General features: G+C 57.4%; 8 protein-coding genes. All 8 read right to left on the reverse strand.

The window, feature by feature from the left end:
- Window positions 1-318 precede the first annotated feature (318 nt).
- Complete coding sequence (locus tag JHD67_RS04305; RefSeq protein WP_199097661.1) at window positions 319-666, reverse strand: hypothetical protein; 348 nt, start codon at window positions 664-666, stop codon at window positions 319-321.
- A gap of 378 nt (window positions 667-1044) precedes the next feature.
- Window positions 1045-1311, reverse strand: coding sequence for a hypothetical protein (locus JHD67_RS04310; RefSeq protein WP_199097664.1), 267 nt, complete (start codon window positions 1309-1311; stop codon window positions 1045-1047).
- A gap of 67 nt (window positions 1312-1378) precedes the next feature.
- Window positions 1379-1555 (reverse strand): antitoxin Xre/MbcA/ParS toxin-binding domain-containing protein, encoded by a 177-nt coding sequence (locus JHD67_RS04315; RefSeq protein ID WP_199097666.1) that lies wholly within the window; start codon window positions 1553-1555, stop codon window positions 1379-1381.
- A gap of 14 nt (window positions 1556-1569) precedes the next feature.
- Window positions 1570-1935, reverse strand: coding sequence for a hypothetical protein (locus JHD67_RS04320; RefSeq protein WP_199097667.1), 366 nt, complete (start codon window positions 1933-1935; stop codon window positions 1570-1572).
- Window positions 1936-1937: 2 nt separating this feature from the next.
- Window positions 1938-2339, reverse strand: a complete 402-nt coding sequence (locus JHD67_RS04325; protein WP_199097669.1) for a hypothetical protein — start codon at window positions 2337-2339, stop codon at window positions 1938-1940.
- Window positions 2340-2908: 569 nt separating this feature from the next.
- Window positions 2909-3265 (reverse strand): hypothetical protein, encoded by a 357-nt coding sequence (locus JHD67_RS04330; RefSeq protein WP_199097671.1) that lies wholly within the window; start codon window positions 3263-3265, stop codon window positions 2909-2911.
- 8 nt (window positions 3266-3273) lie between these two features.
- Complete coding sequence (locus JHD67_RS04335) at window positions 3274-5292, reverse strand: RHS repeat-associated core domain-containing protein (protein ID WP_199097673.1); 2019 nt, start codon at window positions 5290-5292, stop codon at window positions 3274-3276.
- Complete coding sequence (locus JHD67_RS04340; protein WP_199097675.1) at window positions 5289-9083, reverse strand: RHS repeat protein; 3795 nt, start codon at window positions 9081-9083, stop codon at window positions 5289-5291. Before JHD67_RS04340 ends, JHD67_RS04335 begins: the two co-directional genes overlap by 4 nt.
- Window positions 9084-10641 lie beyond the last annotated feature (1558 nt).

The following is a 10641-nucleotide window of genomic DNA, read 5'->3' on the forward strand; positions in this document are numbered from 1 at the left end:
CCACGCCCCGCCCGCTTGAAACGCCTCAGCGTTCTGACGTCGGCGCAACGGCAAGCGCGGACCGTCGCCCAAGTTGCTACAACAGCTAGAGCAAGTCAGCCAGTTGCCCAAGGCGCAGCAGAAGTTCGTTAGCCAGATGATCGATACGGTACTGCAGCAAGCAGGCCGCTAAAAGATAACGATTCGGCTCTCGATAGCCTGTCGCATAAACCTACCTCGCAGGTCGCGTGAGCGGCCTGTGAGGTAGGTTTTTTCTATTTCTAAAGATATTAGCGGGCTAATAATTCCAGCCTGATCCGAGTCGGGCCACGCCTGCCGCTAGGCTTTTCCTCGCCATATATCGACACCGATGCGCTGCAGTTCACTCTGCACGGCACGCACACGGCCAGGATCGGCCACCGCGCGAAGCAAGAGCAGGACTTCGAGCAGCATCTTCGACGTGTCGGCCTGCGATGCATCGAGACTCGGCGGCGGTGCCTCGCGGTCGGCCAGATCCTCGACCGTCTGACGAAGCATCATCATCGCTTCGGCCGTGTTGTCGCCGGCGGCCAGTCGCTTCTTGAGGTACGTGGACACCGGCAGCGGCTCGGGGAACGCCTGGGCGGCCATCGCTTCGTAGCGCGCATACGCCTCGTCACTGAAGCGGATCGGGACTATCTTCGCCATCGTTGTTTGCTTCCACATGCACTGTATAGCGGCATGTATAGCAAACGATCGCGCTGCGAAGCCATCAGTTTCGCCAAGCGTATAGATGGCCATATACGCAGGCGCTTGCATCATATTTGCAATTGTTCTTGCGCGTCATGCACTTGCTGCACCTGACTAGGTGCGTATGGTGTATGGCGGATCGGCTTAAGGGATAAGGGGCCTAAGCCGGCCAAAAACACCCGTAAAAAGCCGCTCCGCGCACGCCAATAAGGTCAAGCATAATCACGTGGCCCAGCGGGCCACGGCGCGATGCACGGATGATGCAGCGATAGTGCAGATATGATGCATCGTTGATGCAGATATGCGGCAAAGATGATGCAGGGATGATGCAACCGGTCAGCGCGAGGCCGACGTGTAAGCGGCTTTGATCAGCATGCCGTAGAGCAAGCGGACGCGTGTGGTCACAGCGCGATTACCGGCCGTGACGGCATCGATTTCGTCGTGCAGCTGGGACATCACCAGCTCAAGGTCAGCCAGGCGTTGCGCATCCGGCTGACGACTACGGGACTTCTCCTGACGGATCGCCGCCCAGATCTGGCCACGGCAATGGAAGAGGATTTCCCGCGCGCTCGACATTTCAGCATCGTCGGTGGCGTAGCTCATCAATCTCTCCGGGCACGTGACATCGGTAGCGGAGTATCGCGCTACCGATGTCACGTGCTCGTGGTGTTCATCCGACGTAGCCGGATTCGAAGGATTGGAGGTAGCGGATCACGTCATTGGCGCGGCCTTCGGCGTTTAGCTCAAGCGCTGTCTTGCCGCCAAACGTGGCTAGCGGCTGGCTCAGCCACCAGACCGCTTTGGCTCTATCACCGGAGATCGATTCGACGGCAGCGATGACAAGCATGTCCTGATCCATAGCTATCTCAAACTGAAGCTATGCCAATCTGGCCCAAGAACGGGGGAACCATCATGCTTCACTAGCTCAAGCTCCAGAACTCTCTTGTTCTGGTCTGAGAACAGAAGGACATCCATTTCACCGCCGTCGGCATCTTTGATCACGCCTTCTACTGGAAATCCGTCCTTGCCGCGAAACGTATCCTGTCCTCGATATGGCGGCCGATCGTATCCTTCGATAAAAAACTTAAGCATCGACCCGTCGGACAATGCGTCGTCGACAACGCAGTGTTTGAGATCTTGCAAAAGCTGGCCCCTCTGATCATCTGGGCCAATTTGGTTGGCCAACGCCGAGATGGCCTCATGCTCTAAATCGTTCAGTGCGCGCATAGTCATCTCACTGGAAAAATCGTTCCGACATTAATTGTTCCATTGGATAGCGGGAATGCTCGGTACTCCAATAGGACGTTGTCGACAGTCAGTCGACCACTGAATGACCCAAGGGCACTGCCCGCAGTTGCGCTCGATACGGTGGCACTGACTTCGCCCGCAACCGCAGCTTCCGCACCCGCTACATCCAGACCTTCTGCCAACAAGCGGGAAGCATAGTGGGACGTTTGGAAAGCAATTTCCGCCTCGCCCTCTCCATCAGCTAATCCAGCAACAATGCCCGCCATCTGGCCGCCGGAGTAACCCGACGAGCATTCATCAACTCCGCCAATTCCCAGGTGATGGCGCGCAAATCCCGTCAAACCAAAGCTCAACGCATCACCAAAGCCTGCTGAAGCATTCACGAACCCTTGCGGCAGGGACGGCAATTCCCACAAGCCAAGCGGATCGGTTGCACTAAGCGGATTGCCCCCGACATAGGCATAGAAATTCTACGCACGCCAAATCCTCAGAAAACAGCTCATCATCTCTCTACTGAGTTCACGCAACCCTCCCTTGTATAGCCATGCGAGTCCCAAGAGAAAGAATGTTGGAAACGACGTCGCAAAATTCTCCTCACGAATCATTCGGTGGTGCATGAGAGTGTTGTAAACAGTGTACTCACCGTCCGCCACCAGGTAACCAATAAGGAGTGCGGTGCCGGCGCATATTGATCGCAACCCGAATCCTCCCCCCCCAACTGAAATAAGGAGTCGAACGCACGGGCTAGCGAGCACATAAGTACTCGTTCCCATCAGGATGCTGATCCCCACATCCCAATCGTCAAACCGATACCAATATGCGCCGAATATGAGTAAGCCAAGCCCGATAAGAAAAGTTAGGAGCTTCCACGGACGAAGAAGTTCAACTCCGATGCCAGTGAAAGCCTCTCGGACTGGCATGGCAGATTCAAAGATTCTAGAGATACTAATATTCAAGATGGCTTGACTGGTCTTCGTTGAACGACGTAGAGCCCAATCGACAGCCCAATGCAAACCGTGGAAATGCCGATAAAGGCCAAGACCCTTACCCCAATGCTAGTCGTGCTTTCTTCGTAGGGCGGGAAGCAGAGGAAGATCGAGAATAGGTTGACCAGTAGCACGAGGAATGTTGTGGATTGAGCTGCCCAGCGACGCTCTCTCCAATGGCCGATCGCCAGGGAAATCGCGCTCACCATCACAAGAAGTATCGAGAAGTAATGCTGATCGAGCAGCTGTATGTAGGCTAGCGTAAATCCAGCGACGGACCAAGCCACGGACATTGCTTGATTCAATAATCTCTTCAGATTCATGGTTGCTCTCATTGGCCCTTACATCCGCAGTCCGACGGCTTACCACCTCCGCTCTTGCCATCCAAACTACCTTCGATGCCAGACTTAACCTCATCCATGGAAGGATAGTCATCGCTGTAGGGTGAAGATGACCCTTGGGCCGTGTTGCGAGCGATCTTGTACCCGGCATAACCAATGGATAGTACTGCGGCGGTACTGGTCCATTGACCTGATCTCGCTTCCTGGTAGGCGTAGAGATAGTGCTCTGCGTTTCTCAGTGCTTCCTGCGGAGTGCCCGGATATACGGGACCCTGATTCTTGTTCCGATCTTGCCTTGCGTGACCCCATGCGTCGTCGCCATACTGATCGAGATAGCTCTGTGCCAAACACTTTCCGAAGAAGTCTAGGCCCAATGGATCCACGTTACTCAACGGATTCCCACCCACATAGGCATACGTATTCACGCCAGCCGCCTGACCCAACGGATCACTTTCCACATACCGCCCAAGGGCCGGGCTATAGTCACGAAAACCGTTATTCCATAGTCCCGATTCAGCGTCGTAATACTGACCAGGGAAGCCTAGGTTGAGCGGCGTCGTATTGGCCACAGTCACCGTGCGATCAAATGCAAAGTTCCTCGCCCGCCACACGACGATACCGCTGCTGTCGGTGATCGCCTCCGGGCGACCCACCTGGTCGTCATGGATGGACTGGAACTGCCCACCCGTGATGCGTCCGATCAGGCGCCCATTGAGCCACACGTAATCCGTCCAGGCGCCAGGATTCTCTGCGAGCAGCGGCCCTGCTTCACTCGGCGCGAAATACGTACTCGTTCCACCGACCGTCTTGCGCAGGCGCTGCCCTTCGCCCCCCACGTAGTAGCTGGCATTGGGCGCGGTGCTCAAACGATTGAATGCGTCGTAGCCAAATGTGGGAGCTCCCGACACCGTCGTTATATTGCCCTTTGCGTCGTAGCCATAGCTGGTGTTGACACTTCCGGCGAGGGACACGATCTGATTGTTACCACTGCCTGGTGTGAGCGTCGCCGAGGCACCATTCAACACTTGGCTGGTGCGATTGCCATTGGCGTCATAGGTGAACGCCTCATTGTCCGCCTGCGCATACACCGACGCGAGCCGGGACATGCTGTCGTAGCCGAAGCTTTGATTCATCGTGGCATCGATGCTGTTACTGATCCCTACGATGCGATTGGCTGTATCGTAGGTCAAGCCGAGACCCTGCACACCCGGCACCACGATGCCGGTCAGGCGACCGTCAGTGTCGTAGGTGAGCGTGTTGGCCAAGCCATTCGCCGAGGTCCAGCCCGCCATCGGCCCGTTGCCCGGCCGATAGCTGATGGCCGTCGCGGCGTTGGATACCGTACCGCCGACATTAACCTGTACGGCCGACACTACCCCGTTGCTGTAGCTATAGATCGCTTGATTGCCGTCCGGATACACCACTGTTTGGAGCTGATCGAGGTTGTTGTACCCATAACCATAGGCATAGTTGGTTCCTTGAATCGCAAACCCTCTACCCGTGATCAAACCCTCCGGGTTATAGGTGTAGGACACCGACCCCGTGGGGTCCGCCACCGAGCAAAGTCGACCCGCCCCATTCGTACAACTATCGTAAACAAAGGTCTGGGTGACCCCGCCCGCGCTTTTGCTGGTGCGGCGACCGATGGCATCGTAGCCAAACGTGGTTTGGCTGCCATCGGCACGCGTCAATGTGGCGAGACGGCCATACGCGTCATAGGCATAGCTGGTCGTTCCGCTATCGGGGCTTACCTGCTGCCACTTCTGTCCCAGGCCATCGTAGGCATAGCTCGTCACAAAACCACGCGGATCGGTGACTGACGTGACGTGGTCGCCGACATCGTAGGTGTAACTCGTTGTTGTGGTTTGCGCCATAGCACTTGGCGCAACAAGCAGCATGGCAACCACCACACCCGACACAAGGCCAGTGCACATCGCACGCTTTCCCATAGAGCGCATTCCTTTGGCTATCCGGAGGGAGGCAATACCGTCTGCAATCCGGGCACTCATGCCTTTTGCCCCTGTGTTTCAGCAATCATGGTGAAGGTGGACGAGGAAACATTGACACCATTGGCATCAAAGAAATCCACGCGCAGCGTGTACTGCTGCCCCTTGCTACCCTGGGTGTAGCTGGCACTACCTGTCGTGTAATTGCTGCTTGGATTGCTGCCCACGCCGGTGGGTGAACTTGCGCCATTCGTCACAGTGCCGCCCGCACTGGTGTCGCTGGCCGGCACGCCAACGTAGGTCCAGGTGTACTGAACCGTTACGGCTCCCGGAGGAATTGCTCCGGACGCCATCACCGATTTGCTCGTTTTGGACGTGTACTTGAAGACCTCCCACGTGTTGCCATTGGCGATGTCGAAGCCAATGGACGAGGTCGCAGTACCCGACGTAATGACGTACAGGTTGTCGTAAGACTGTCCGTTAGCCGCAATGGGCGTGGGAATGATGACGATGCTCGAACTCACCCCGCTCCAAGGGCCGCAGCCGCTCGCATTGCATGCCTGCACCTGATAGCCATAAGTGGCGTTGCCATGACCGGATGCGGTCCAGCTCGTTGCACCATTGGCCTGCACCGTGGCCCAGCCACTGCCGTTGACTTGCTCCTGGAGGGTATAGCTGGAGGCCGTCGCAACTGCATTCCAGCTCACGACGTAACTGGCTGCATAATTCCGGGCCGCAACACTCAGCGACGGCGCGCTGCCAGGCGGCCAGAGCACATTCACGGACGCAACGCCGCTCCATGGACCGCAACCGCTCGCATTGCATGCCTGCACTCGATAGCCATAAGTGCCATTGCCACGCCCGGTCGCACCCCAGCTTGTGGATCCATTGGACTGGATGGTCGACCAACCGCCGCCATTGACCTGCTCTTGCAGGGTGTAGCTGGTAGCTGTGGCCACGCCACTCCAGCTCGCGGTATAGCTACCGTTGGTACTACTACCTGGAACACTGAGGCCAGGCGCACTCGCCGGTGGCAGGAGCACGGTTGCCGAACCGGCGCTGCTCCACGGTCCGCAGCCGCTGCTATTGCAGGCCTGTACCTGGTAGCCATAGCTTCCGTTGCCATGCCCGCTAGCTGTCCAACTGGTCGCGTTACCCGATAGCACGGTCGTCCAGCTACCACCATTGACCTGTTCTTGCAGGTTGTAGGTGGTCGCGGTGGCAACGCTTCCCCAACTCACCGTATAGCTACCCGAGGCGCTATTGGCCGGAACGGACAAACTGGGCGCGCTAACCGGTGGATGCAGAACAACCGTGGTGCTTACGCTACTCCACGCACTGCAGCCACCGCTGTTACAGGACTGCGCCTGATAACCGTAGGTGCCGTTGGCTTTACCCGAGGCGCTCCAGGTGGTCGCACCACTGGACTGTACGGTCGTCCAGCTCCCGCCATTCAACTGCTCTTGGAGGGTATAGCTCGTCGCATTGGTGATGGTGCTCCAGCTGACGGTATAGCTTCCCGAGCTATTGGTACTCGGGGAATTGACCGACGGTGCACTGCCGGGCGGCAATAGCACCACCGTGGTCGCCAGCGCACTCCATGCACTACACCCGCCCCCATTGCACGCTTGCACCTGATAGGCATAGGTGCCATTGGATTTACCTGCGGCGCTCCAAGCAACGCCTGCATTGGATTGCACGGTGGTCCAGGTTCCGCCATTGACCTGCTCTTGCAGGTTGTAGCTCGTTGACGTGGCCACGGCGCTCCAGCTCACGCTGTAGGCGCCAGAACCGTTGTTGGCCGGAGCGCTGAGCGAGGGTGCGGTCGCAGGGGGCAACAATACGGTTACGATGCTAGCGGCGCTCCACGCACTGCATCCGCTCGCGTTGCACGCCTGGACTTGATAGGCATACGACCCGTTCGCGTTGCCGGTGGGAGCCCATGACGTGGCGGTGTTCGATTGTACGGTAGCCCAGGAGCCACCATTCACTTGCTCCTGCAGGGTATAGCTGGCGGCGGTGGCAACACCGCTCCAACTGACGGTATAGCTCCCCGTGTTGTTGGAGGCGGGAGCCGAAAGGCTCGGCGTAGCCGGCGGATACAACACGCTGACCACGGCGACGCTACTCCAGGGCCCGCAACCCGTGACATTGCAGCCGTGTGTGCGGTACGCGTAGGTGCCATTAGGCTTGCCACTGGCGGACCAGCTCAACACGGAACCACTTTGAAGGGTGGACCAGCCACCGCTATTCACCTGTTCTTGCAGCTCGTAGTAGGTCGCTCCCGAGATACTCGTCCAGCTCACGGTGTAGGCGCCATTGATATTGCTGCCCGGCGCATTGATCGCCGGTGCGCTCGCAGGCATAACGGGGCTTGCCCCGCCCGATTCCTGGGTCTGGGAGACACGGTCCAGGGCGTCGTACTGGTGGGTCACGGTATGGCCAACAGCGTCCGCGACCGACAGAACATTACCGTTGCCGTCATACGCGTAGGTCAGCAACTGACCATTTTGCCCCACCTTCTGATAGAGGCGCCCCAGCGCATCGTAGTGAAACACTTCGTCCACCCCCACCGTGCCGCTACGGGTGACTTCGCGCTCGATGATGTCACCGTTGGCGTCGTAGCTGAAGCTCTCCGTGGACGTCCCGTCCTTGTCGTTACGGGTAATAGAGGTAACGCGCATCGTCACGTCGCGATTCCAGGTGGTCACTTCTCCATCGGGTGAGGTCTGGGTGTAAAGCAAACCAAAGCCATCGTAGGTATAAGACGTTGTTGCCGAAGAACCGTTCGGATAGGTCGTCTTGCTCGCCACGCGTCCGCGAGCATCATAGGTGTAGTCCGTCGCATCACCGTTCGGGCCAACGACGTGTCCCGCCAGACCAAGACCGTTGTAGTTGCTGTAGGTGGTGGATTGCCCGAGGCCATTGGAAAAGGACGTGAGATTACCCAAGCTGTCGTACTGGTACGTATCGACATCACTCCCGTTGGGCGAGGGCTTCGTGACCGTCATGGTTTGCACCATGCCGTTACCGTAGAACGCGTAGTTATAGGCCGTCGTCAACGTCTGGTTCGCGCTTCCAGCCCCCGAAAGATTCGTAACTGCGACAGAGGCCAGGCGATTCTGGCTGTTGTATGTGTAGGTGGTGCGTTTCCAGCCCTCCACCGTCTCACTCAGCAGTCGATTGAGCTGGAGATTGCTGTCCCAAACATAGTCCGTGGTCCGGGCGGAAGAAGTGCCCTGCGCTTCCGTCTCGGATTGAAGTTGTCCGTTGATATCGTAGTTATAAGTATGGACGTTGCCGTTATTGTCGATCTTCGTCGACACATGTCCATTGGCGTCATAGGCAATGCCATGCGTGGTTGCGCTGCAGGTCTGCACGGCGGTATCACTCACCAGGCTTAACTGGCTGTTGAAAGCGCCACCCGAGCCATTGGTGCCGGCGTAGTTCTGCGTGGCCTGGTGGCCTAGCGGGTTCGTGATTGTTGCGACGAGATTGCCCGACGCGTCCGCAGCATAGTTGACGGTATTCGTCATCGACCCATCGGCCAGCGACTCGGAAGTGGCCCAGCCGTAATACGGGCCCGTCGCTGTTATATAGGTTGTATAAGCGTAGGGGTTGCCGTTGTAGTCCACTTCCGTAAGCACAGCGGGAAACGGCGAAGTAGGCAGCGTTTGATACTTGAATGAAATTGTGGTCGCGGGTAAGCCCGGATAGCTAATCGCCGCCACGTCGTCAGAAGTAGCGCTTGGAGTATAGAGGTTGCCAAAATTGATAGTGTAGGCATTGCCACCAGGGTCAGTGACAGTCGTCGACGATCCAGTAACGCGTACACCGTTGACAAGCTCACTCACGAAGGGGGTTCCCGTTATCGTGAATGACTGCCCGCTCGTATGCGTCACCGTTGTGGTGGCATTTGCGCCAGTAGTCGAAGCGAAGTACCAACCCACACCCGACGCATCGACGATCGACAACAGCGCCCCGCTTGAAGAGTAAACCTGTGTGGTCGCGTCTTCATCGTGGAAGGTAAAGTTACCCGAGTTCGGATCACGCGTCAGGATGGCGACGTTACCACCCGATACCTGTCTATAGGTGGTCGCTTGCGGTCCGCCATTGAACTTGATCTTGGACCCGTCCGGCCGATAGACACTGACAAAATTGCATTGCCCTGCCAGATCGCCCATGTCTGAGCACGTGGTATCTAGGTTGTAATCAAGATTGCTTGCCCACTTTGAGCCCTGCCTTGATGAGTTGTAGTACAGCACGTACTTCAGCCCCATCTCGCCCGGAAGAGCGAACAACGGATAGACAAGCGTCTTAGTGCCCGTGCGCGGAAGAATCGGGTCGCCGACTTTGTCACAGGGGTTTTGATTCAACCAGGGAACGGCCGAGGCGTACACGTTGGCGGTGATAAAGCCATGCCACGCACGCTGCGTGCCGTTGCCCGTCGGCGCGATGTATACACCGGGCATGACTCCGGTTTCGCCGGGCGTAAAGCTGACATCTGGCGGACGAAAGCCCTCCACATCGGTAGCTGAAAGGAGTGGTGCGTCCTTTGGATCGGCAACATCGCGCGACCCAACGAGCTGCGCCCGCGCAGTTCCGTAGGGAACGCATGCAACGCACAGCCCCATAAGGACAATCCGCGTGACATACCGCTTTACCGCAGGAACACGCTGGATGGAAACCGCCATCCGAACGCTAGGCAGCTCCCGCAACGACGACTCATGCTCACCATGCGGCTCGATCCTTCTATCTGGATGGACTGGACGGAACCGAGCGACAACCTTGGAAGTGAAAACACGCAAGTGGCAAATCAAACGCCCTGGCAACATAACTGTCCCTGTTTGAGCATCGGGGTGAGGCGTCACACAAGCGAGTCCACAGACACGGGCACAACAACTCGAGGCCCGGACGGGCCTTAGCGAAGCAGTGATCCGACTCCCCAGGTAACGATTCGCACAAAATGAATGTGCGGAGCGTATTCATGCGCGTGTGAGCGCGTCTCGTCAATACCCCACCGAAGAGCAAATTCTTGCGACGCGATTGTCATCTCAAGATCTTAAGCGGTGCGCTGTCCTAGATTCCCGGACGGCCGCAGCACTAGGGTTACGTTGCTAGCTGATCAATCACTCATGCGGCCCATACAGCCCATCGAGCAGGGAGCCCAAACGGATAGATCCCTAAGAAATCAGATTTCACTATTTCAATGACTGGGGATCAGCCTTTCCGAGTGTCAGTGCCGTCTATCTTTCTCCAGCTTGAAGAGTCCACAGGAGACAACAGTGGTACGCCCCCGATTCCGTAGACACCTGATAGTGTCTATTGAGGATCGGAGGATCTATGACCAGCAAACGTTTCACCGACGAGTTCAAGGCTGAAGCGGTCAAGCAAGTCAGCGAGCGTGGCTAC

The sequence above is a fragment of the Dyella sp. ASV21 genome (genome assembly GCF_016428975.1).
Classification (GTDB): domain Bacteria; phylum Pseudomonadota; class Gammaproteobacteria; order Xanthomonadales; family Rhodanobacteraceae; genus Dyella.

Coding starts and splice junctions, on each gene's coding strand:
- JHD67_RS04305 (WP_199097661.1), bottom strand. CDS start 666: ATGGCGAAGATAGTCCCGATCCGCTTCAGTGACGAGGCGTATGCGCGC.
- JHD67_RS04310 (WP_199097664.1), bottom strand. CDS start 1,311: ATGAGCTACGCCACCGACGATGCTGAAATGTCGAGCGCGCGGGAAATC.
- JHD67_RS04335 (WP_199097673.1), bottom strand. CDS start 5,292: ATGAGTGCCCGGATTGCAGACGGTATTGCCTCCCTCCGGATAGCCAAA.
- JHD67_RS04320 (WP_199097667.1), bottom strand. CDS start 1,935: ATGCGCGCACTGAACGATTTAGAGCATGAGGCCATCTCGGCGTTGGCC.
- JHD67_RS04315 (WP_199097666.1), bottom strand. CDS start 1,555: ATGCTTGTCATCGCTGCCGTCGAATCGATCTCCGGTGATAGAGCCAAA.
- JHD67_RS04330 (WP_199097671.1), bottom strand. CDS start 3,265: ATGAATCTGAAGAGATTATTGAATCAAGCAATGTCCGTGGCTTGGTCC.